14 protein-coding genes and 1 tRNA gene are annotated in these 22,838 nt (G+C 38.9%); 11 read left to right on the top strand and 4 right to left on the bottom strand.

Annotation, left to right across the window (positions count from 1 at the left end; all coding sequences use genetic code 11):
* The first annotated feature begins 101 nt into the window (after nt 1-101).
* The 3 genes from MQE36_RS16060 (at nt 102) to MQE36_RS16050 (ending at nt 6,050) form a co-directional block, all read left to right on the top strand.
* A complete protein-coding gene (locus MQE36_RS16060; protein ID WP_242936987.1) occupies nt 102-794 on the top strand; it encodes an ABC transporter ATP-binding protein in 693 nt (230 codons plus the stop codon).
* Between the two features lie 192 nt (nt 795-986).
* The gene (locus MQE36_RS16055; RefSeq protein WP_278286576.1) at nt 987-3,374 is read left to right on the top strand and encodes an ABC transporter permease; all 2,388 of its coding nucleotides are present in this window, start codon (nt 987-989) and stop codon (nt 3,372-3,374) included.
* 234 nt (nt 3,375-3,608) lie between these two features.
* Nucleotides 3,609-6,050, top strand: coding sequence for an ABC transporter permease (locus MQE36_RS16050; RefSeq protein WP_242936985.1), 2,442 nt, complete (start codon nt 3,609-3,611; stop codon nt 6,048-6,050).
* 231 nt (nt 6,051-6,281) lie between these two features.
* Here MQE36_RS16050 and MQE36_RS16045 read toward each other — a convergent pair whose 3' ends face one another.
* Nucleotides 6,282-6,905 carry an RNA polymerase sigma factor gene (locus MQE36_RS16045; protein WP_242936984.1) on the bottom strand — a complete coding sequence of 208 codons (624 nt, stop codon included), beginning with the start codon at nt 6,903-6,905 and terminating at the stop codon, nt 6,282-6,284.
* 87 nt (nt 6,906-6,992) lie between these two features.
* Between MQE36_RS16045 and MQE36_RS16040 the strand changes: the two genes are divergently transcribed.
* The 7 genes from MQE36_RS16040 (at nt 6,993) to MQE36_RS16010 (ending at nt 17,816) form a co-directional block, all read left to right on the top strand.
* Complete coding sequence (locus MQE36_RS16040) at nt 6,993-8,171, top strand: FecR family protein (protein ID WP_242936983.1); 1,179 nt, start codon at nt 6,993-6,995, stop codon at nt 8,169-8,171.
* Nucleotides 8,172-8,268: 97 nt separating this feature from the next.
* Complete coding sequence (locus MQE36_RS16035) at nt 8,269-11,682, top strand: SusC/RagA family TonB-linked outer membrane protein (protein WP_242936982.1); 3,414 nt, start codon at nt 8,269-8,271, stop codon at nt 11,680-11,682.
* A gap of 20 nt (nt 11,683-11,702) precedes the next feature.
* Entirely contained in the window at nt 11,703-13,166 is a 1,464-nt protein-coding gene (locus tag MQE36_RS16030; RefSeq protein ID WP_242936981.1) for a RagB/SusD family nutrient uptake outer membrane protein, read from the top strand.
* 166 nt (nt 13,167-13,332) lie between these two features.
* Entirely contained in the window at nt 13,333-13,995 is a 663-nt protein-coding gene (locus tag MQE36_RS16025; protein ID WP_242936980.1) for an MORN repeat-containing protein, read from the top strand.
* A 151-nt stretch (nt 13,996-14,146) separates the two neighbouring features.
* On the top strand, nt 14,147-15,349 hold the full coding sequence (locus tag MQE36_RS16020) for a TlpA disulfide reductase family protein (RefSeq protein ID WP_242936979.1): 1,203 nt from the start codon (nt 14,147-14,149) through the stop codon (nt 15,347-15,349).
* Nucleotides 15,350-15,405: 56 nt separating this feature from the next.
* The gene (locus MQE36_RS16015; RefSeq protein ID WP_242936978.1) at nt 15,406-16,632 is read left to right on the top strand and encodes a thioredoxin family protein; all 1,227 of its coding nucleotides are present in this window, start codon (nt 15,406-15,408) and stop codon (nt 16,630-16,632) included.
* 29 nt (nt 16,633-16,661) lie between these two features.
* A complete protein-coding gene (locus MQE36_RS16010; RefSeq protein ID WP_242936977.1) occupies nt 16,662-17,816 on the top strand; it encodes a redoxin domain-containing protein in 1,155 nt (384 codons plus the stop codon).
* A 183-nt stretch (nt 17,817-17,999) separates the two neighbouring features.
* Here MQE36_RS16010 and MQE36_RS16005 read toward each other — a convergent pair whose 3' ends face one another.
* Both MQE36_RS16005 and MQE36_RS16000 read right to left on the bottom strand, forming a co-directional pair.
* Nucleotides 18,000-18,764, bottom strand: coding sequence for a patatin-like phospholipase family protein (locus MQE36_RS16005; RefSeq protein ID WP_242936976.1), 765 nt, complete (start codon nt 18,762-18,764; stop codon nt 18,000-18,002).
* A gap of 327 nt (nt 18,765-19,091) precedes the next feature.
* Nucleotides 19,092-20,558: a sulfatase gene (locus MQE36_RS16000; RefSeq protein WP_242936975.1), complete on the bottom strand. Its 1,467-nt coding sequence runs from the start codon at nt 20,556-20,558 to the stop codon at nt 19,092-19,094.
* A gap of 443 nt (nt 20,559-21,001) precedes the next feature.
* On the opposite strand from MQE36_RS16000, the gene MQE36_RS15995 reads away from it, so the two are divergent.
* A tRNA-Arg gene (locus MQE36_RS15995) sits at nt 21,002-21,075 on the top strand.
* 159 nt (nt 21,076-21,234) lie between these two features.
* On the opposite strand, the gene MQE36_RS15990 is transcribed toward MQE36_RS15995, so the two are convergent.
* Complete coding sequence (locus MQE36_RS15990) at nt 21,235-22,767, bottom strand: TlpA disulfide reductase family protein (protein WP_242936974.1); 1,533 nt, start codon at nt 22,765-22,767, stop codon at nt 21,235-21,237.
* Nucleotides 22,768-22,838: the final 71 nt, after the last annotated feature.

The following is a 22,838-nucleotide window of genomic DNA, read 5'->3' as shown; positions in this document are numbered from 1 at the left end:
ATGGGGTTTGTAGCCGAATCTGATATGGTGACAACCAAATCTATTGAAATAGAATTCATTTGTAAAATATAAAAAAAAAGAAACAACGAAACTTTAAAACCATGATAAGAACAGAAAACCTATCGAAAGTGTTCAGGACAGAGGAAGTGGAAACCCGTGCTCTGCACGAAGTGAACCTGCATGTGAAACAAGGCGAATTTGTAGCCATTATGGGACCTTCCGGCTGTGGGAAATCGACCTTGCTCAATATTATCGGAATGCTCGATAACCCGAGTAAAGGGAGTTACAAATTTGCTGGGGAGGAGCTCGGAAAATTAAAAGAGAGCCGGCGTACCCAAAAGCGAAAAGGAAATATCGGTTTTGTTTTTCAGAGTTTTAACCTGATCGATGAATTAACCGTTTTTGAAAATGTCGAATTACCGCTGGTATACCTTAAAGTAAGCGTCAAAGAACGTAAACGTCGCGTAAAAGAAGTACTGGAACGGATGAAGATGGGACATCGGCTAAATCATTTTCCACAACAGTTATCGGGAGGTCAGCAACAACGTGTAGCTATAGCCAGGGCTGTCGTAGCAAATCCCAAACTCATATTGGCCGATGAGCCTACAGGTAATCTGGATTCTAAGAACGGGAGGGAAGTGATGAGTTTACTTACCGAGCTTAACCAGGAAGGAACTACCATAGTGATGGTAACACATTCCGACAGGGATTCGCAATATGCACATCGGGTAGTAAACCTTTTTGACGGACAGATAGTAGCAGAGCGTATTCACGAGTTGATAGAAGAGGAATAGATGTGAAGTTTGAAGTCAGAAGTCGGAAGTTAAAAGTTATGAATTGGAATTTGATTTTTGGAACTTGACAATTGACGACTCACGATTTGAAAGCCGAGAGTCAAAAGCCAGTAGTTAGAATGCAGCCCAAATCAAGAAGGTTGTTTTTGATGCCACAGTGTAATAAAAAAAGATTAAGGAGTTAAATAAACTATGTTGTACAACTTAAAAATAATATACAGGGCATTTATAACCCAACGTCCTTACAGTTTTTTAAACCTAACAGGTTTGAGTATTGGACTATGTGTAGCTTTTATTGCCTTGTTGTATGTTACTGAAGAAACAGGCTACGACTTATACCATAAAAGGCATGAGAATGTATTTAGGGTGCTAAATAAAACTACTCAAGACGGATTACAATCAATAAACAACCCGAAAATCGTGCAAGTTTTTCAAGATCAGGTTCCGGAAATCATACAATCGGCAACTTATTTTGAAGGGTTTTTTAGCATTGCCGGAACAAAAGATCCGGAAAGATGGTTTTATGCCGATCCTGAAATTGTGGATGTTTTTACATTCAATAGAATTTCGGGTAATTTAAACATACTCAAAGAAAATCCAAAAACTGTTCTTGTTTCAAAACAATTTGCGTTAAAGCATTTTAAAAAGGCATCGGTTGTAGGTGAAGTTTTGACAATAGAAACACATGATAGAAAGCAAGAATTTACAATAGGGGCAGTTTATGAAGATTTTCCTAGGAAATCGACAATTGCTCCTGACCTGATAGTTCCAAACAGTAATTCTTTTGCCTATAAAAGCATGATGGAGCCACAAAATTATGGAAGCAAAAGAGGACAAGCTTATATTCTGATTGATAAGAGGGCTGCAATTGAAACGGTAGTAGAAAAAATGAATAAGGTTTATAAAGCTCAACCTAAAATTTTTGATGAAACTTATGACCTACAGCCACTTGTGGATGTTCATTTGTTTTCCGAAAATATTGAAGGACCGTCTTCGGGCTCTTTAAAACGAGTCATTATTTATGCGGTTATTGGCATTTTAATATTGATAATTTCAATAACGAATTTTTTACTGTTATATACAGCAATTATCAAACGAAGAATGAAGGAGTTTGCTGTTCGAAAGATTAATGGATTGAGGGCTTCAGGAGTATTAAAAATATTTTTGTTAGAATCCTTGACCATAAGTATTATTTCTGCTGTTACTGCTGTATTGTTAATGAAACTTGTATTGCCCTTTTTTAATGATTTTTCAGATAGCAATTTAATTTTAAGTGGGAATATTAATTATGCCTTTTTTTGTTATGCAATTGCGATCGTTTTGATGGTTACAATATTAGCGGCTCTTTATTTTAATTACTATTTGATCAGGTTCAATGCTATTGAAATTATTAAGGAAAGTAAATTAAAAAAGAGGAAGTCTTTTCTGTTGAAAAATAGCACGATGTTTATTCAATTAGTTATTGTCGTTATTTTGTTAGCATTTTCATTGGTTTATTATAAACAACTGGATTTCATGATTAATTCAGGTAAAGGTTTTTCGGTAGATAATACCTTGATGATAAAAAAACTTAATTGGGATGCATCCCATTTTAAAGAAGAGATTAGAAAATATCCAGTAATTAAAAATGTTTCGGAGGGAACTATTTTACCATTGCATGATGGTTCTGCCAGGTATAGTGTAGCATTAAATAAGTCGCCTTCAAAACAGGTGTCGATGGAGAGATTTGAAGTTGATGTTAATTATATTCCTTTGTATAACATTAAATTAAAAGCAGGCCGTAATTTTTCTAAAACATTTACAACGGACACTAATGGAGAAAATATCATTGTTAATGGACCTGCCATCAAATTTTTGGGAATTACCGACAATCCTATAAATAAAGAAACAAGTCAGGGCACCATAATCGGCGTAGTTGATGATTTTAAATTTGAATCGCTCTATAATACACTACGACCATTGTTTTTCAAAATACCGCAAAGTTATTCCGAATATGGAGGAGTGATAATTAAATATGAAAAAGGCAAAAGAAAAGAAGCTGTCGAATTGATAAATGATTTATTGAGTAAAGAGGAAGTAAACGTCATAAAAGATAAACGAAGAGTTAATACAATGGTTCGCGGTCAGGAAAATGTCGTATTCGATCCTGATTATTATGAAACGTTGATAAATGATATTTATAGTAAGGATAGAATATTGCAAAGATCAATTTTAGCGTTAGCGGTTATTGCTGTTTTTATAACTATTTTGGGATTAATAGGAATGTCGCTTTTTAAATCGGAACAACGTACCAAAGAGATCGGTATCCGCAAGGTAAACGGCGCAACGATAAACGAGATCATGGTCATGCTTAACAAGGATTTTATAAAGTGGGTAGGGATAGCTTTTGTGATTGCTTGCCCGATAGCTTATTACGCTATGATTGAATGGCTGGAGAACTTTGCCTATAAAACAGGTTTAAGCTGGTGGGTATTTGCTTTGGCAGGATTATGTACCCTGGTCATAGCCTTACTAACGGTAAGCTGGCAGACTTACAGGGCAGCAACACGAAATCCGGTAGAAAGCTTAAGGGATGAGTAGGAGCTGAAGTCGGAAGGCAGAAGTTAAAGGTTCAGAACTATGAGCTTGGAATTTGGGATTTGCTTTTTGGTATTTGACGATTTACGAAACGAGAGTCAGAAGTGGATAGAGGAATTACGAGTTAAAAATGGTATTCGGAATTTGTCTTTTGACCAAAGAAAAAGAAACATCTTCTCCCCTTAGGGAAGATAAGGGGGAATAAGAAGAAATACATATATAAACCAACAACTAAAAATGCTATTCAAAATATTAAGGGAATACCTGCGAAGAATTACAAGGAATTATAAAATCTATGCTGTTTCCATACTGGGGATGAGTGTGGCGATCGTAGCGTCTTTCCACATTTATCACTTCGTTTATAAAGAGTTGAGTGTAGATACGTTTCACAGTAAAAGAAAAGAAATCTACAGGGTATTGCAAACCCGGCCTTCAAGCAGTAACAGGAGCGAAATGACCCCACCCCCTATGGGCCGGTATTTAAAAGATAAATTGCCGGAAGTAAATGATTATGCCCGTGTTCTCACTAACAACGCTCCTATAAGTCTGGTGCTTAACGGAGAAAAGACAGAACAGGAAATAATGTACGTAGAGCCCTCTTTCTTTGATCTATTTGACTTTAAACTTATAGAAGGGAATTTGCAAACATTTAAAGATGATGAAAACAGTATTATCCTTTCGCAAAGAAAAGCCCGGGAACTGTTTAAAAACGGGGAAGCTCTCGGTAAGGTACTTAAAGCTTATAACAATAGTAGTTCTCAAGACAAAGAATATCTGGTGGCCGGTATTATAGAGAATATTCCAAAGAACGCTACACTACAGTCAGACGTCTTTTTAAACATTAAATCCCATCCACTTATAAGCTATACAGATACGCGAGAAGAAGTTGGGTGGAGAATTGGTATTGCCGACCTATACCTGCATTTGCCGCATGTTGAAAAAGTAAAGGATTTCGCCAATAAAATAGGAGAGACCCTTTATACAAAAGCAAAAAATGGAGGAGTTGAAGAGGTTGATGAAAATAATTTCATGTATGAGTTACAACGTTTGGACAATATCTATTTTGATTCTTTTGATATCACCAATCAGAAAAAAAAGGGATCGAAACAGTTTATAGGTGTTCTGATACTAATAGGCTCATTAACATTATTGTTGGCAGTCTTTAATTACGTGCTAATGAATTTAGGACTTAGTTTAAACCGGACTGGCGAGTTTAGGATCCGCCGGAACCTGGGAATATCCAAGCTAAATATATATGTCCTGTTGTTGTTTGAATCGGTATTCAACATACTGATTTGCTTTATTCTGACCCTGCTTACATATCCTTTCCTTAATAGTGTCTTCAATAAGCTCATCAAAACCGATTATGAGTTTTCATGGCATAATGACAAAATGCTAATTGTTTCTTATCTGCTGATCATATTTGTAGTAGGATTGGTTATAGGAACTCTGGAGTTTGCAATGTCATACAAAGCAATTTTTGTCAACAGAAAGAATGAAAATGGAAAATGGGGAAGTTCATGGTTTTCCAAAAAGGTGATTATAGGATTTCAGTTAGTATTGTTAATAGGCTTGATGAGCTCCATATTTTTAATAAGAAAACAAGTACAATATATAGAGACCAAAGATTTGGGATTTGATAAAAATGTGGTCACTGTTAGTCCTTACGGAGTTGACGGGGAGGTGCTGATGAATGAATTAAAGGCTAAAAGTTATATTAATGATGTGGCCGTTGGGGACATCCTTTTTAGATCACAATTCAATCTGGAAGATATTGAAATAAGATCCTCTAAAAATCAAATCAAAGGAATGATGGTAAGAGGAGATACAAATTATCTGAAGACATATAATCTGAAACTGATACAAGGACGCAACATTAAGTCGACCAGAAAACCTATAATTTCAAATACATTTCAAGTTGTTGGTTGGACACCGGAGAAAACGGATGAATTGATTGAAGTAATTGTAAATGAAGAATTTGTTAAAAGAGCGAATCTTAAAAAACCTTTAGGCACCGTTTTTACTTCTACAAATATAAACAATGCCATAATCGTTGGGGTCTTTAAGAACATTTATAATACCCCGCTATACAGTCCTGTTTATCCTGTGATCATAGGCTACGGATTTGATAATTTTCCTATGCAGTTTTTGCAGGTATCTTACGATGAAAACCATAAAGAAGAATTGATCCAATTGCTATTGGACATAAAAAAAGAAGAGACCTACAATAATAATACAAAAGACAATATCCTTCATAAAGTGGATTATGAAAGTGTTTATGAAAAGGAACTCCAACTAAAAAAATCATTGGAAGCCTTTACTGTTATTGTCCTCTTTATTTCACTTTTAGGACTGGTGGCTATCAGTTTGTTTATGACCGAGAGTAAAACCAAAGAGATCGGTATCCGCAAGGTAAACGGCGCTGCCATAACCGAGATCATGTTACTGCTTAACAAAGACTTTGTAAAATGGGTAGGGATAGCTTTTGTAATTGCTTGTCCGATAAGTTATTACGCTATGAGTAGATGGCTGGAGAATTTTGCCCATAAAACGGCTTTAAGCTGGTGGGTATTTGCTTCGGCAGGATTATGTACTCTGGTCATAGCCTTATTTACGGTAAGCTGGCAAACATACAGGGCAGCAACACGAAATCCGGTAGAAAGCTTAAGGGATGAGTAGGAGTTGAAGACGGAAGTTAGAAGACGAAAACTAAGTTTTACATTTGTGATTATCTGATTAAATTCAAAAAGATTTATGCCCATTAGAAACCGGGGAATAATCCTTAACCGGCTCTTTATCATCTTTTGAAAAAAAGATCAATTGTAGAAAAGTCAAACCTCGATGAATTTTATTTACACACTTTCCGCGATGGTACCTTTATCCAAAATTCAGATAGTGTCCGGTAAGTCCTTACCGAGTAAGGACGTTGTTCCCGACCTTCATTTTCATATGGTTGATTATGATCAGGACAACCTTTGATCTTGATGCCACATATTCCTTGATTGATTTATACCCTTTTGTAATTTGTTTCTCTACTAATTTTACGGATACCCCAAGATATTCAGCAATTTCAATATTGGTGAGTCCTTCTTTTTTACTGAGTTCAAAAATATTTTTACATTTTGCAGGGAGTTCGTCTATGGCACTTCTAACCAGTTTGATCATTTTTTCAGTATTGTCATTTTCCTGATCCGATATAACATTGTTCAGGCTTTCTACAAATAACTGCTCTATTTTACTCATCACTTGTCCCCTGCGGAATTGATCGATGAATTCATTGTAAACCGATTTATATAAGAATGTTTTAAGAGAATAATCAGGATTTAATTTTTCTCTTTTTATCCACACATTGATAAATACATTCTGAACGATATCTTCTGCCTGCATGGGATTGTTCACCAGGCTGTTGGCATAGACACAAAGCTTATGGTGATACCGCTCAGCCATAAAAATATATGCCTCTTTGTTACCACTTTTAATTCCGTTGATTAAGATGTTGTTTTCTCTGAAATTCATATAAAAAGCGTCGGTCATATGTTAAAATTACGCAATTTATACAATAAAATTTATAAAAAGGTAGGGTGTGTTGTTTTGAGTTCGTATTAGAGGTAGAACTATTAAATGAATATGCAAAAAGAAGAAGCCATAGAACTTATCGGGAAGTATTTAACAAACTCGATCAATTTATTCGAACTGGAACGCCTTTCGGAATGGTTGGATGATGGCCGGAATAAAATAATTTTTGAAGAGCAGGTTAGGTTGAATTATGCTGTGGATTTTAATCTGACAACCTATAATCTGACCGGTATGAAAAAAGTGCTCGAAGCCAAAATAGAAAAAGAACATACCGAAAGAATTAAAAGAAAAAGGAAGCTATGGTATGCCGCAGTAGCCTCTTTGGCAGCAGTTTTGACAATTGCTTTTTTCGCACTGAAAGCCAATATGTCTGAACACGGTTTGGAGTTTGGAAAAGAAAAAAGACAGGTAGTGTCTATTTCTCCCGGGGAAAATAAGGCTGTTCTGGTGCTTGAGAACGGGGAAAATGTAATTCTCGAACCCGGAAAGGTGTACAAAACGGAGAAGGTTGCCAGTAATGGCCAAAGCCTGGTATACAACGACAAGTTTCATGCTAAAGAAAAAGAAATAAGATATAATGAACTGACCGTCCCGAGGGGAGGTCAATTTCAGCTTGAACTGACCGATGGCACCAAAGTTTGGCTTAATTCGGAAAGTAAACTTAAATACCCTGTAAGTTTTGAAAATGCAGGAGAGCGGAAGGTACTGTTATTGTATGGAGAAGCTTATTTTGAGGTAAGCCCGAGCAGCTTTAATAACGACAAGCCGTTTTTGGTGACTACGGAAGATCAGGAGGTAAAAGTACTGGGGACAGAATTCAATATCCGTGCGAACCCGGATGACGAGAATGTGTACACCACTCTTGTAGAAGGCAGGGTGAACATCAACAACGGAACGGTCAACAAGAATATCACACCGGGAGAACAATCGGTTTTTAATATATCTGATGGTACTTTAAATGTAGCCAGGGTAGATGTGAACAATACGATTTCATGGAAACACGGGTACTTCAATTTTGATAAAATGACATTGGAGGAAATGATGAAAATCCTTTCCCGCTGGTACAATTTTGAATATTTATTTGAACAGAAGGAATTAAAAACCAAAATATTCTCGGGATTCCTTAAAAGAGAAGACGATATAAGTAAATTATTGACCTATCTGGAAAGAACAGAAGAAGTAAAATTTAAACAGGATAACGATGTATTGATCATAACAAAATAAAAGAAAAGGGAACAGCACCTGCCAACCGTCCAAAGTCACAGGTCTATTCCCCTTGAGAGCAAATTAACTGTAATATTAACTTACCAATTTCAAATGTATGAAAATTAGACTAACCAGCAATCTGTTTGATTACAGATTAAGACTACTTCGGTTTATCATGAAAGTATTTATGTTTTTGTTTTGCGTTACCCTCTTCGGTTTTAGTCCGAATAGCGGATTTTCACAGGATGCTGAAATCTTGATTGACAGAGATCAGAATATTTCTGTTGAACAGGTTTTTAACCTGATCAAATCGCAGACAAATTACACGTTTATTTACAGCAACGATCAAATAAATGCTATTCCCGATGTTAAACTGGAAAAAGGAATTATAAAAGCCGGAGCATTGCTTGTAAAAGTGTTGAAACCGATGCACTTAACGTATGAGTTTGCAAACAATACCATTATTGTTAAAAAAGAAAAGGCTGCTCCTCAGATTATGATCAACGGGGTTGTGACCGATCCGTCCGGATTACCACTTGTCGGCGCAACGGTAGTAGTGACCAACAACGAACCCAAAGCAGGTGCTCCTGTGAACAAAGACTTTATACTGAGGGGAACCGCAACCGATTTTGACGGGAGATTTTCTTTGCAAGCCAATGAAGGAGACTTTATTTATGTAAGCATGATGGGATTCGAATTTCAGTATAAGCCTATAATTGCCGGGGTTACTACGTATAATTTTAGCCTTAAAGAAGACGTAAATGCGCTGGAAGAAGTTCTGGTTGTGGGGTATGGAACAACAAAAAGAAAGGACCTGACCGGGTCGGTAGGTTCTGTTAAATCAGAAGAAATTGTTCAGGTAAAAACACAAACGGTCGATCAGGCTTTAGTGGGGAGAATGACCGGAGTGCATGTTTCTGCTCAAGCCGGAGCTCCCGGAAGTGGTGCTGTTGTCCATATTAGAGGACTTAGCCAGTTGATCGGTGATAACCAGCCACTGTACGTAGTAGACGGGGTTCCTATTACTATTAACCCCAGGTTTGCAGATGGTACAGGACTAGGCGTTTTCGGCGACAGGGAAAACCCGTTATTAGCTATAAACCCGGCAGATATCGAGCGGGTAGATGTGCTTAAAGATGCTTCGGCAGCTGCTATTTACGGATCAAGAGCCGCGAATGGCGTTATTGTTATTACGACTAAACGGGGAAAACGAAATCAGGCACCCAGGTTTAACTTTTCATATAGTACAACCATTCAGAATCCGTTGAGGACTTTTGACGCCTTAAACACTGAGCAATGGGTAAATGATTTTTTAACACCGGCAGGGTTGATCGATCAGGTGACCGTTGGAAATGCAAATACCGATTGGCAGGATAAGATTACAAACGATAATGCTGTTTGGAACCAGTACAATTTTAATGTAAGTGGAGGGTCTTCCAAAGTTAACTACTTATTATCGGCAAGAGTATCAGACCAGGAAGGACTTATGCTAGGTAATAAGTTTAACAGGTACAACTTTACGAGTAGTTTAGATGCTGATGTATCAGATAAACTAAGGGTCGGGTTTAATATCAGTTATAATTATTCAGACAATAAACAATCAGGATTGAGCAACCTCCGCACCGGCGCACTATACCGGCCGGATCTGGAAGTGTATAACGATGATGGTTCATTTACTCAATCTGTAGGCACATTTGGGTTCATGTTGAACAACCCTGTCGGAGATGATGGAGAAGTAAGAAACGTAGCCATCTCTCAAAATGTTTTGGGTTCTGTTTATGGAGAATATAAAATTGCAGATGGTCTAAAATTCAGATCGCAGCTAAGCCTTAACCTGCTCAATGATCATTCTAAGGTTTTTAGTCCGTCATTTACATTAGATGCCCTTTTCGAAAGTTTTTATGGAGCAAGCGGCGCGTTACTGGGGGTCAATCGTAGTGCGGGTGTAACCTCTTCTTGGGCAAATACACTTAACTTTAATAAGACTTTTGCCAACGATCATTCTGTCGATGCCGTACTCGGATTGTCTTGGGACTATTCTAAGCTCGATCTGGAATCACAAACCTACGACGGGTTTCCTGACGATTATATATTAACGGATATAAGATCGGCTCAGAATGTACATAATTATGAGAGTGATTTTAATGAAAATGCCTTGAATTCTGTTTTTGGAAGGATAAACTATAACTATAAAGAAAAGTATCTTGCTACATTTACAGCGCGTTATGACGGTTCGAGTAAGTTCGGACCGGACAATAAACACGGTTTTTTCCCTTCCGGAGCACTGGCCTGGAATGTGCATAACGAAAGTTTCCTGAAAGATAACGGTCTTATCAGTCAGCTAAAATTACGTGCCAGTTTGGGACGTACAGGGTCCGATAACCTGCCTTCGTTTACCTATTTAGCGATATACAGGGCACTTGGAAACGGAGATTCTGAATACGACGGTGTAAACGGGATCGTAGTAGAAGGTGTGCCAAATGCGGGTATCCGCTGGGAAGAGACCGATCAGTTAGATCTAGGCTTAGAGTTTGGCCTGTTTAACGGCAGATTGAACGGAGAGATCGTCTATTTTGAAAAGAAAACGAACGATATTATACTTTTAACCCCCATACCGGGACAAACAGGGGCTTCTTCATGGAACTCAAATGTGGCAGATGTAAGTAACAAAGGTTGGGAAATCGAATTGGGAGGAGATATTATCAGAAATGAAAATTTCAGATGGAACTCGTCTTTTAATATTTCCTTTATTGATAATAATGTCGAAGCTTTGCATGGTGGAGCTACCTCTAGTTTTGGGAGCACCGGTATTACCGAAGGAGAGCCTGTAGGGTATATTTTGGGATACGATGTTGTGTCTGTTGCACAAACCCCGGAAGAAATTACAACATTAAACGCGGGAGCTCCGGATGGCAATTATTATTCCGGGTTAACCCAGCCGGGAGATTATATTTATAGAGATGTAAATGGCGATGGCGAGATTACTAATGCTGATCGTATTTCTTTGGGCGATATTAATCCGGCCTATTATGGCGGGTGGAATAACAACCTGAGTTATAAGAACTGGGACTTTACCTTTAATTTTAATTTTGTTCAGGGGAACGAAAAGTATTGGAGAGAAGGCGCTGAGATAGCCGGGATAAACAGGGCTTACGAAAATAAAACCACTCATATTTACGATCTGTGGACACCTGAAAATACAGATGCAGAGTATGCCCGCCTGGGGTCTTCAACCCATGGTTATAGTACAGCAACCAGCAGAGATGTAAAAGACGGGAGCTATATAAAGTTACGATCAGCTTCTATAGCTTATAATTTTAATCAGGATTGGTTGCAGAAGGTGGGCATATCCAACGTGCGTTTTTCGTTAACAGGAAATAACCTGTTTACAATAACCAGTTATCCGGGTATCGATCCTGAGAGTATAAACACCCAAAGAGGAGGGAGTACTATCGATTTAATTAGCGACCAGGGATATTCATACCCGCAGGCGAGGACCTTTACCCTTGGTGTTAATATCAGCTTATAATAACTAAAAAAAGAATTCACATGAAAACATTTAATCATATATATGTGCTGTTATGCTTTTTGTTTATAAGCCTGACATCATGCCAACTTACTGAAGATATCGAAGATTATAAACCAAGCTATTCATTAGATGCGGAAACAGCCATAAACAATCAGGCTACCGCAGAATTAGCACTCGGCGGTGTTTACTCCGGGTTTAGGCAAAGGAGTACTTCTTCGGGTAACCCTGAAATATATTTGTTGCCCTCTGTTTTAAGCGGTGCGATGGCGCCCAGTATTTTTAATACGGGAGCAGAGCCCGAGGGGTATATGGCAAATAATCCGGTTTCAGTAAATACGGGAGATAATCTGGGAGCCTATACACGTATGTACGATATAGTAAACAGGTGTAATTGGTTTATTGAAAAGGTATCCGGAATAGCTGATAGTGAGTTTTCTCCGGCTGGTAGAAAATCAGAAATGATAGGAGAAGTAAAGGCAATTCGCGCTACTGCAAACTTCTATCTGTTGCGTTTATGGGGACAGTTTTATGATACGGGTTCTGCTTACGGGATAACTTTAAGAACAGATCCGGCCAGGTCTGCTGAAGCCTTTCCCAGAAATACCGTAGAAGAGTCTTATGAAGCTATTATTTCAGATTTGGATGATGCCATTGCAAATGCTCCTGATCTAAGAGCGAAGTATTATACAAATAAAATATATGCCAAAGGGTTAAAAGTCAAGGTGCTATTGTATAAAGGCGATTATCCTCAGGCTGCGGTATTGGCAAAGGATGTTATCGATAATTCCGGAGCTGATTTTGAACTTACAACTCCATATACAAGTATCTTTGATGGTTCTTCAGAAAGTCTGTTTAATAGCCCTGAAGTACTGTTTGGGGTAAAAGGAACCCCGGACGAGAATATTGGGATTGGAAATTTTGTCGGCTTTTATGCGGGAGGAACCCCGGCTCTTGAAGCTTTAGCATTAGGATCTACCGACATTTCAGGCCAGAATATCACTCACGACGGATCGAGGTTTTCCAGCTTGTATTTTACCGACTTTTTCGGGTTGGTAACTTATAAGTACAATGCCAATGGTCCATATTCCATGATCTATCAGTTGCGAATGGCAGAAGTATATTTAATTCATGCAGAGGCTGCTGCCCGTGCAGCAGGTACCGTTACCCCTGAAGCCTTAGCCTCTTTAAATGCAGTTAGGGTCAGGGCAGGAGCAACGACTACAGGCGGAGACGGTTTTGAAACGTACCCGGCTACGATATCTTTAAGTCAGTTCTTAGAAGCAGTACGGATTGAAAAATATATCGAATTGGCAATGGAGCAGGGAGAAGAATGGTTCGACCTGGTACGTTACCATTTTGTTGATGGCTTCGATGTTACGACGGTAAAACCTACAGCTACAGACCCGGATAAGTATATTTTACCCATCGATCAAAATTCAATTGATGCCGGAGGAAATGTGGTAGAGCAGAACCCCGGTTATTAATAGATTTAAAATGAGGGTGTCTAAAAGTTTTTATAATTACTAAATGCCGGGTTGAGCGCAGTCGAAATTTATTGATAATCAGATGCAATTAGCTCCCGGCTATGTTCCAACAGACAACAAAAAAACTTTTTAGACACCCTCATAAATCATAATTTACTTTTTAACAATGAAACAAAATCTGTTGCTTGTAATGGTATTCCTGTTCCAAATTTCTAACGCACAGGAATGTAAAGTTCTTATGGCTGCTCTTGAGGGGGAGTACAAAGGTGAATGTAAAAAAGGCAAAGCCCACGGTGAAGGGGAGGCGATTGGTATGGATACCTACAAAGGAGAGTTTAAAAAAGGATGGCCGGAAGGGAAAGGTACTTATATATGGAAAAATGGTGATGTGTTCGAAGGAGAATTCCGAAAAGGAGAGAAACATGGGGAAGGCACTTTATATTACAAGGTTAAAGACAGTGTGGTGAAAGGGTTCTGGAAAAATGATATATATAAAGGCTTGTACGAGAGATCATTTAAAAACATAGAGAAATCTCAAAACGTATCGGCGGTAAACTTTAGTAAGATAGAAGAGAATATCCAGGGGGTGAGGATCTCTATAAAGGAGGGACAACAACTTATCAATTATCCAAGAGTCACGATTGCTGTATTAGATGGTCGATTTCAAACTCAAAACAACCAAAACAATTTTGTAGAACTTACCAACGTAACGTACCCTGTAAAACTTAAGGTGCTGTACAAACAAGACTATTTTGTTTTTGAAATATCTGAACCGGGCCTGTGGCAGATAACAACTGATTTTACTTATATAAAAGGTTTAGGCAATTAAATAATTGATCAAAAAAAATATTTAAAATTTTTGATCGCCTTATTTTAAAAATGATTACAAAATTTTGAACGTATGAAATGCCCGTAACGAAAATCTGGATAACGATCAGGGCATTCGATCTGACCGATTAAAAAATAATAAAAATAAACAGATGAAACTAGTAAACAGCTTTTTAGTATTCTTGCTTCTGATCGGGTGTAAAACAGAACATCCCTTGAAGCCGGATACGTATCGTATTAACGGAACCGTCACAGGATTAAGCGATGGCGAGATATATTTACCGGGCGAAAGTGGCATAGACACTATTATGATCCGGGATGGATCGTTTATAATCGAAAAAGAAATTAAAGAACCTGTTCTTCGTATAGGCATCCTTAAAGATGCGAATATGAGAGGCATTACCGACGATAGTTATTTAAGCCTTTTTGCCGAACCGGCAATTATGAAGCTCCAACTCGATTATAACAACTTTAAAAATTCAACATTGAAGGGATCAAAAACTCAGGATGACGAATACAAGCTCGATTCCATCAGGAACCATATTGCCGCGGATTATAAGAAAGAGCAAGGAGCTTTAAAGGCGATGAATGAAAAATACCGGAAAGCATCAGACTCAGGAGCCGATAAAGAAGAACTGGAAGCTATCAGTTATGAGATTAACGATCTGAAAGAAGCACTAACCCCCATGTTCGATACACAAAATAAGGCAACCATGCAGTTTGTTAAAAATCACCCGGATTCGTTTATAAGTATGTATTCATTGTTTTTTATGCTATCGGATCTAACCTATGATGAAGCGAAACCATTATACGATTCCTTTACTGCAAAGTATAGGTCAACAACATTTGGAAAGCAATTGGAAGAGGAGGTAGAGAATTTAAAAAAAGGAGCTCCGGGCAGTTTGGCAGCAGATTTCAGTACAACGGATATCAACGGAGATCCCTTAAAGCTTTCAGATTTTAAAGGAAAATACCTTCTTATTGATTTTTGGGCCAGCTGGTGTGTGCCTTGCCGAAAAGGAAACCCTCACCTGATAAGCCTTTATAAAAAATATAATGACAAAGGACTGGAAATTCTTGGGGTGTCCGACGATGACAGTGATCCGGATAAATGGCGAAAAGCGGTAGAGAAAGATGGTATTGGTATTTGGCATCATGTGCTGAGAGGTCTTAAAATTGATAGAACTGAAGGCAAATACAAAGTATTAGATGGCGGGATTAGTGATGCGTACGGCATTCATACATTGCCCACTAAGATATTGGTCAATCCAAACGGAACCATCGTCGGGCGCTACGGCGGTGGCGGCGGAACCGATGAGGATATGGATCGCGATTTGGCAGCATTATTTGATTAGACAGGTAAACGAGAAAGAAAAACAGCTGAGTGGGGGTATTAAGAAATTTTGAACGTATGAAATTAAAGTCTGATACAATAAGCATGGTTGTGGCACTGTTCATCTTTGGATGGATCACGGCCAATGCACAAGGAATAAAATTCGAGAAAAGTACTTTTAGTGAAGCCCTGACAAAAGCTGCACAGGAAAACAAGCTCCTTTTCTTTGATTGTTATACAACATGGTGCGGGCCATGTAAGAAGATGTCTGCAGAGGTATTTCCATTAGAAGAAGTAGGCAGGTACTTCAACGAAAATTTTGTAAGCCTTAAAATGGATATGGAAAAGGGCGAGGGTGTTGCGTTGGCAGAACAGTATAACATCACAGCCTACCCAACCATGTTATTCATTAACGCCCAGGCCGAAATAGTGCATAAAATTGTTGCTTTCCAGAATGGTGCCGAACTGATAGAACAGGCAAAAATAGCCCTCGACCCCTCCAGGCAAATCAGGAGTTTGGAAAAACGCTATGCCGATGGTGAGCGGGAGATCAGTTTTATGGCACAATATATAAAAGCTTTAGGGGTAGAGAATAACAGAGAAAGGATCAGGGAGGTTGGTACGGCATTCATTGCCACCATGCAACCGGATCAGTTTGCTACTGAAGAAGGATATACGATCATAGCCTATACAGGGTTGAAATATAAAAGCGATCCGTTCTTCTACTTTTTAAATAATAAGGACAAGTTTCTCGCTATTGAATCAATGCCCAAAGAATATTATACTTATATCATAGAAGGCGCTATAAATGATTATATCAATGAGATCGCATCTACAGGCACTTTCGGTGAATTAAAAGAAGCCATTGAAGGATGTAAAAAGGACTATGCAGGCGAGAACCAGGAGTTTTATGAAAATAGCTGGACGGGTAATTACCACATAGCAAATAAGGAATTTGAAAAATGGTGGGAATTACAAATAGCTGCCGCCGAAAACTTAAAAAGATCAGATAAGAAGCAAGGAACCTATAGTATTATACAGGCTGCTTATGAACTGGGCCAGAGGGAACATTTTGCCGATGCAGACAAGAACTTGTTATATAAGGCAGTAGAAGCTGTGGAACAGATCAAATCAGAAAACAGTGAAAACCTTCCGGCATATTATTGCCTGACCTACCTCTACAAGCGAATAGGCAATAAAGAAAAAGCGATGAAAAATATCGACGATTATATAATGAAAAAAGGAGCAAAGGGAGAGGAAGATAAAAGAGTTGCTGCACTTAAGGCGGAAATAGAAAGCATGTAAAATATAATGAACCAAATTAAAAAATGACAATGAGAACAAAGTATAACTTTTTATGGGTATTGACATTAGCTGTAACCGTCATTGTCGGTTGTAAAAAGACAGGGAAAGAAAAGGCTCATGACGGATATTATATTTACGGAACTGTAGAAGGCCTGGACGAAGGAACCGTAACGTCACATCAGGATACTGCAAAGGTTACAGACGGACATTTCGTGTTAAAAGGGAAAGTAGACGGGGCAGAGCAAAGAATATTTACCATTAACGGTACATATATGTTCGGTTTATTATTGGGAAATGAGACCTTTGAAATAGATATTAACCCGGCCCAAGCAGATGAAAGGAATTTTATAGCAGAGATCGGCATCCGGGGTTCCGTTATAAATGACGAAGAAAAAAAGGTGTCCGGCCATATAGCAAGCCTGCCTGAAAGCAAAAAACTCCAGGAGCTTTTTCAGAAAGGAAAGACCATGGAAAAAGGTACTGAAGAATACAACAAGAACTACGAAGAGGTCTCGGAAGCAAGGGAAGCTGCAAGAAAGGTTCGTACGGCATACATTAAAAACTATGCGTTAAATAATCCGGGTTCGGTAATCGCAGCCAGGTATATGAACATGCAGGCTAACGAAGTAGACCAGACTTACGGGGAGTTTAAGCAAATAGTAGAGGGATTCAGCGATGAGGTAAAAAGGTCTGTGTTTTACAGATCCTTAAAGGACGAACTTGATGCCCTGCAACGAACGGCCATAGGAGAAGTGGCTCCCGATTTTACCCTGAAGACAGACAAGGGAGAAGACTTTACGCTCTCGTCTTTAAGAGGAGAAAAGATTGTACTGGTCGATTTTTGGGCAAGTTGGTGCGTACCATGCCGCAAATCATATCCTCACCTTAAGGAGGTTTATGATAAATATAAAAACAGTGGTTTCGAGATTGTAGGGGTTACAAATGACAGTAACCATGATTCCTGGAAAAAGGCTATTAAAGAAGACGGCCTGCAATGGATACAGGTAGCCGATGTATTTCCTCCCAGAGACGCAGGCCCCCCATATACCGCTAAGGTCATAACTGAATATGCCGCTCCATACCTGCCATCTACTTACTTGCTGGATAAGGAAGGAAGAATACTGGCCAAATATGTACACGGAGACGAACTCGATAAAAAGCTGGAAGAGGTATTCGGGTATTGATCTCTTAAACCGTAAGAACAGAAGTGAGATTTTTTTCTTAACCAATGTTTATATTTGAATTAGTAAGGATAAAGGGCTGTTACCACAGTCCTTTATGCATTTAAACCATTCCTGTCTCGCATTTGTTCGCTTGCGGTTGAATGTTGGGGGGGTACAGGCATGTGTTCTGTAAAAGGAAGTCCTTTATATATATTGATATTTGTTGATCTTTTGTATGGCAGCTTCATAACCGGTTGCCACGATCTGATCAAATATTTTAAAATCCAGCATATCGTAATGGCCACATTCAGGAGGGTCGATGAGCACATCACATAGCGCTGTTTCCGTAGCAACGGTATTGTGTATGGAGATTCTGATAGCGCGGTCGATAAGCTGACTCGTTTTAGTCAGATTACAAGTATCCGGAATATGGTTAACGTGCGAACCTATTAATAATTTACACTTATCCCGTATCGATGAAGCAGGAAGATTTTTTACCAGGCCCCCGTCCGCATAATAATGATTGTTGATCTTTACGGGCTTAAAGATTAGGGGAATGGAAAGGGAAGCGGTGATGGCATCAATTAAGTTACCGGAAGAAAACACTTCGTGCTTTGCCGTCGTAAGGTTAGTGGTAGAAACATAAAAAGGAACCTGAAGATCTTCAAAGCTGCTTGGTAACAGTTTTTCCAGAGTGCGCTTAACATAGGTGTGATTAGACAATCCTAACTTTAGCCCCCTTACATTAAAAATACGCAGATTGGTTTTATCGAAAGCCATGTTTATAATATCGGACGAAGCGTAGCCATTTGCAATTAAAGCGCCAATAACGGCTCCCATACTTGTTCCGGAGATCACTTCCGGGAGTATGTTGTTTTCTTCCATTACCTTTAGTACCCCAACATGGGCAAATCCACGGGCGCCACCCCCGCTTAAGGCTAGTCCTATATGTTTGAGATGTGTTGACAAAGTGTACTGTGTAAAAGTTATCTCATCTTGAAAATTATCCGGTTATACTGCTGTTAAACGGCTCTTTGAAACAGAAGCCGCTACATGTAATGGGGCTCTTATTAAAGATAATATTTTTTTAGTGGAAATTATGACTCACGGGTTTTAGTGAAAATTTTATGGACGAAGTGCATGAAAAAGAAACTTACCTAATTGATAAATGGTAAAAAGCCAAATATATAAGTACCTTACTCCTTGACCATATATTTTAAAGGATTCCCTGTTCAGGCAGGCCGGATCCGGCGCAATATTTCCAAAGGGAGTTCATTGAACTGCTTCTGGGCTGGGTTATTTATCAGCATAATTTATATCCAGATCGTTGATTCTTACCTCCCTCAGTTTTTGCCTTAACAGGTCCTTCATTTTTGCGATCACTTCAGAATATAGCGGATTGTAAGCAAGGTTATTGTATTGTTTTTCATCGTATTCCATATCGAAAAGCTCCATGCCTTTACCTGCATCCTCATCGTATTGAATATAGGCCCATTTACGGGTTCTGATCAAAAATGAGTTGCCTCCATGGGTTGTAGAAAAAGCATAGTTTCTCACCTCTGTACCGGGGTTGTCTATGGTAGGTTTAAGGTTTTTTCCCTGAAGACCTCCGGGAGTTTTTAACCCGGCAAGGCCGGCTACAGTAGGGTATAGGTCTATTAATTCTGCAAAAGAATTACAGACTCCCGGTTTTTTACCCGGAACTTTGATGATAAGTGGCACCCGTACAGATTCTTCATGTAAGCTTACTTTCATCCAGAAACGATGTTCTCCCAGATGAAATCCGTGATCGGAGGTAAAAACAACAATAGTATTGTCTTCGAGACCTTCTGCTTTAAGCGTATTTAATATTTTTCCTACCTGTGCATCCATATATGATACAGAAGCATAATAAGCCGCTATGGCTTTTAGTTCATGTTCCGTATTCATTTCAGCATTTACAGAAGTTACATAGTTAATACCTCTGGCAGGAATATCATCCCAATCATTTTCAACTTGTGGCGGGATAACCATTTGCCGGTACGGATATGGTTCAAAATATTTTTTAGGAGCGACAAACGGAACATGTGGGCGTACCAGGCCAACAGCCAGAAAGAAGGGATTGTCTTTATGTTCTTTGATAAGCTCAATGGCTTTTTGGGCTGTTCTCCCATCAGAATGAGCAAGATCGTCCCCGTCGGCTTTTACAATTGTCATTACATTTCCGCCTTTTCGTTCAATGGTGCCGAAAGGGTTGTTTTGTACCAATTCGGCCTCGCCTTCTGCTTTCCACTCAGGGCCTGCACTGTTAAACCTTTTGGTCCACGATGCTTCATCATCTTTACCGTCACTTCCGGTTTCGATATCCGTTGGCACTCCCATATGGTATATTTTGCTTACCCTTGCGGTATAGTAACCATTGTTTTTGAACAGCTGGGCAAATGATACCTTATCGTTACCCACATTTTCCCGGCCACTTACATACCCGTAAGTTGTAGTGGCATTGGGGTAATACCCAAACATTAAGGAAGCTCTCGATGGACCGCAAACAGGATATTGTGAATATGCATGGGTATATAGCGTTCCTTCAGAGGCCAACCTGTCTATATTAGGAGTTTTGCAGGTTTTATTTTCATAAGCAGAAACGGCTGTGGCGGTCAGATCATCGGAAATGATGAAAAGCACATTCATCTTTTCAGATTTTGTTTTAGAAGGATTTTGCCCATATGCCGGATAAAGGAACAAAGTCATTAGAAAGGAAAAAGCATATAATATCGATTTCATGGTCGTGGAGTTCGGATTGTTTTATTATTGGAAAATTTGAACGATAGGGCAATTTATGGAAAATTAGAATATATGCTGAACGAAAAGATTTGTTTCTTTTACCCGATAATCGGGATTTACCCTGTATAACTATGGGGAGCTCCGACGCCCGTCCCTGTGAAATACTCCTAATGGAATTTCAGAGGGCTTGCATCGAAATGTTTTGCCATGTGAGAGCTAGCTCCATCGCTAAAAGGGACGTTGTATCTTTTTTTACACTCGACCCTCTCGTGAGCTTGCTCCGGGGTCGTTTACTGAATTTAAACTTATTTGAAATTCAGTAGTTTACTTCCGGAGGCCAAGAAAATATTGGGGTGGAACCTAAAAATATTTAATTTTATATTGCTTAGTTAATATAAGCGTTATATATTTGCACCGCTTTTGTAGCAAAGAATACCAAAGCTGGTCGCGTAGCTCAGCTGGATAGAGCATCTGCCTTCTAAGCAGACGGTCATAGGTTCGAATCCTATCGCGATCACTACAGTACTAAACAAATAGCGAAAAAACCTTGCAAATCATGTAGTTTGCAAGGTTTTCTGGTTTTTAGGGCATCATGAAATTTGATGTGAATTGAATATTATAGCGGATCAATTCCAGTTTCTTTTTTTTACCATACTTCTCATTTGTTTAAAAAAAATTATTCATCCCTGTTCAGTAATGAAGCTATCATTTCTTCCAGAACTTCTTCGTTATCGCCATCTGTTCTAAAATCGGAAAAAACAACATTCCCTTTTTTATCGATCAGGAAATTCATGGGCGCTGCATTTCGATTATCCAGGTTTCCTTTCTCACGTTCTTTATAATCTTCCAACGGGATAAAGCTGTAACCACTCGATTTCATAAAAGGGATAACATAGTCATTTTGTTCCGGAACGATATTTATCCCCAGATACACCAGATCCTTACCTTTAAATTTATCGACCACATTTTGAAAATGAGGGAATTCCCCACGGCACGGGCCACAACCCGGGAACCAGTAGGTAAGCAGAATAACCTTTCCTCTAAAGTCTGCGAGAGAAGCCTTGCCCGGTTTAAAATATTGCTTGAGTGAAAAGTCAGTAGCAGGTTCAGTTGCGGCATCTCTAACGGCCCAGATATCGTTTTCTACTGTTTTTTTGTTTTTGTGAAGCTTTGTTCCATACCTGTGTAAGGCTTCGCCAATCTCTGTTTCAGGCGATTTGGCATAGGCTGTCATAAGTACTTCATAAGCTTTATCCGTTTTTTCCGAAGCGTTCAGAGCCTTAGCCTTCAGTAATAACACCATGTTTTTAGCATTAGACCAACGGCTCATTTTTGTTTTTTCCAGAACAGCATAAGCTTCACCAGGCTTATTATTATCCAGCAATGTATTGACGCTTATTATGTTTTGTGCCACCTCAATCTGGCCTTTCCAGTATTTTTGATCCCTTTCTTCTTCCGAACCGTCTAACATGGCTTTGGCAAGTTCCAAAGATTTATCCGGATCCGATTTCAACAACAAATCGTAGTAACCAGACATTCCTGATGCCGACCATGAAAATTTAGCCGGTGGAAATTTGTCCTTCAACAGGCTAAAATACCGTAGCTTATCCTTATCGGATTTGGAACGGGTAGCCAGCCAATACAATGATTGGGCTCCGCGTTCACTATCCGGAAATTTATTTACCACTTCGAGGCTTAGTTTTGTATATTTCCCGGAATCTGACTTACTAAAGCTGCTTGCATAGTAAAAAGCATAATCGGGATTGTCCTGATCTATTTCCCTTGCTTTTAAAAGGTATTCCTGTCCTTTTTTGAAGTCGCCCCAACGTTCGGCATCAATCCATAAATAGAAATATGCTTTTGCGAGTTTGGGGTCGAGTTCTACTGCTTTTAGCAAGAAGGGCCTGGCTTCCGGTAATTCCTTATTCCATAACGATTCTCCCAATGCATAAGGAATTGTCGCATTTTCAGGAAATATTTTCATTAAACCTTCATATTGTGCGGTCAGTTCTTCCGGAGACAAACCGGCTCCTTTGATGTATAGTTTATGCAAACTCAAACTATCCGGATATTGTTTCACGGATTCCATAATATCGGGGGTTTTACTTTGTGCGCTTGTCTCCAGGCCCAAACACAACCCCATTAGCAACAATACTGTTTTCATTGATGCTTTTTCAGGCCATAGCCTGTCTAATTGTAAACTTTTCATCTTGTATTGTTTTATTAATTATCACGTATTTACATTTGATGTTATTGTTCGTAATTAACATTTAATCTTTT

The sequence above is a fragment of the Zhouia spongiae genome (genome assembly GCF_022760175.1).
Lineage (GTDB): Bacteria > Bacteroidota > Bacteroidia > Flavobacteriales > Flavobacteriaceae > Zhouia > Zhouia spongiae.
Note: the sequence above shows the minus strand (reverse complement) of the source record. Positions and strands in the feature narration are given on the sequence as shown.